The sequence below is a fragment of the Paenibacillus anaericanus genome (genome assembly GCF_003994475.1).
GTDB classification, from domain to species: Bacteria; Bacillota; Bacilli; order Paenibacillales; family Paenibacillaceae; genus Fontibacillus; species Fontibacillus anaericanus.
The window spans coordinates 1-1,825 of record NZ_RZNY01000078.1; the positions used below are offsets into that span (position 1 = coordinate 1).

Sequence of the window (1,825 nt, forward strand, 5' to 3'; positions counted from 1 at the left end):
AGGCGATTGATCTGAGATTGCGCAAGCTGAGCTTGTCCTGATACGCGGGAATACAATTCCCCGTCCATTTCGTTAAGGAAGCCTTGCGTCTTTGTACGTAAATGATTCGTATCGTCGGAAATTCCTTGCAGATCCTTCTGTAATTTCTGCATCTGACCCTCTTGAAACATCGATTTCTGAGCCACCTATTTACTCCTTTCTTGCTCAGATGAATCACTCTCGTTGTAGCCAAAGAGCTCCGAAATCTATATTCGAAGCTCTTGTCTTAGATGGGATGGATTACATCTTTCGTGTTTATTCAGTTAATGACCCGCACCTTGATAATCATTACGTACGGAATAATCGGATTCGAATAGGATGTGGTCACCCCATTGGTATTTAAAAGAATTACCATATATATCACTGGATAATTCCACTTGTCCTTCTATCTCCCACATATTCGCAATCTCGCCTTGATAGCCAAGTAATTCCGCGGTTTTTCCGTTTTTCTCGCGTAACGTATTGATTTTGAAATTGACAATAATATAGCCATTTTTCAAAAACTCTTTTTCTTTTCCTGTTAATGCACCACCGTATTTTTTTGCCAAATCTAGAACTGACGTACCTGTAGGAAGAATATACGGGGCTACAGGCAAGTTATATTCTCCGTACCAATGTTGCACACTTCGTTCCGCACGTTCTTGAGTCACGTTCGAGCCAGTAGGAGGTTGCGGCCCGATGATCGTGCGAGATCGATACCCTAACACCTCATTGTTATATCCTTGATCACTAATCTGAAGTTGACGGGTTAGATACTGTTGATAGAATTTTCCCCAAGGTGTTTTCGCTCTTTCTTGTGCCGTCCAAATAAAGTTGTATTCATACTCCGCTGAGCGTTGCAGCTCTGCCGTATTGATATTTCGGAAGGGGTCCGCTAGCTTATAGACACGACTATACATCTTCTTATCAACATCAGATCCGACTTGGATCATCTTATTCGATGCGCCAGATGCATCATAATATAAGTTAACTTGTTGCGCTGTACCGCCTTTCTGAGGAACGAACCAGAAGGTGGGGGTAATCCCGATCCCCTCTCCCACATTCCATACGTTTCCAATGGTCTTGAAATCGAATAAATACGTATAGCCATTATGAGGGACGTTCATCGCATAGGTCGGATGCGAGCCTGGTCTTACCGGTAACATCCTCTGTGGTTGATCCCAAAGCCTGGTGTTCACACGATTCTCATCACGACCACCTGATACGTAATAAAATTGGGCATGAGCGGCTTGTTCTTTTTGCGTGCGGAACACATCTTCATAGCGAAAATCTCCAATATCCCATATACGGAAGCCAAAGAGTCGTCCGACAACATCCACATCCATCGTTCGTTTGGCACAATGGTTGGCAAGATCCGAATTTTTCTCGGTCTGACATCCGTTACCCTCATTAATCTCGGACATTTCCGCATTAATCGCGATCACTTCCGTCTCAATCGTATACTTGTCTTCATTAATCCATGTCGGCATCTTAAATGTTTTTTGTGCTTTGCCTACATCAATATAAATCCATGTATTTTCTTCGATGTATTGACCTCCATCAAAGACACCAAAAGGAAACTTCACCCGTTTAGCTTCGGTGTATTTCGTAAAGGGATCTGTGTACCCTGGTTTGTTAGAATGCTCCCCTTTCTCGTCTAGTCTCACGGTAAACTCTCGGTCCAATATAATCACAGGGATACTCCTATTCGTTACCATCCGCTGATCAAAGGGACGATTATCGTCGTCAAGTACTTCGGCGTAATCTACGACAGGCGTGTGTACCGTTACCCTATTAATCCTTTCAA

General features: G+C 43.3%; 1 protein-coding gene and 1 pseudogene. Both read right to left on the reverse strand.

Annotated features, from left to right (window positions below; genetic code table 11):
• A partial coding sequence (locus EJP82_RS27750) for a hypothetical protein (RefSeq protein WP_148125767.1) occupies positions 1-185 on the reverse strand: 185 nt, incomplete at its 3' end.
• Between the two features lie 117 nt (positions 186-302).
• Positions 303-1,825 (reverse strand): annotated as a pseudogene (locus EJP82_RS28125) (hypothetical protein); the annotation flags it as partial.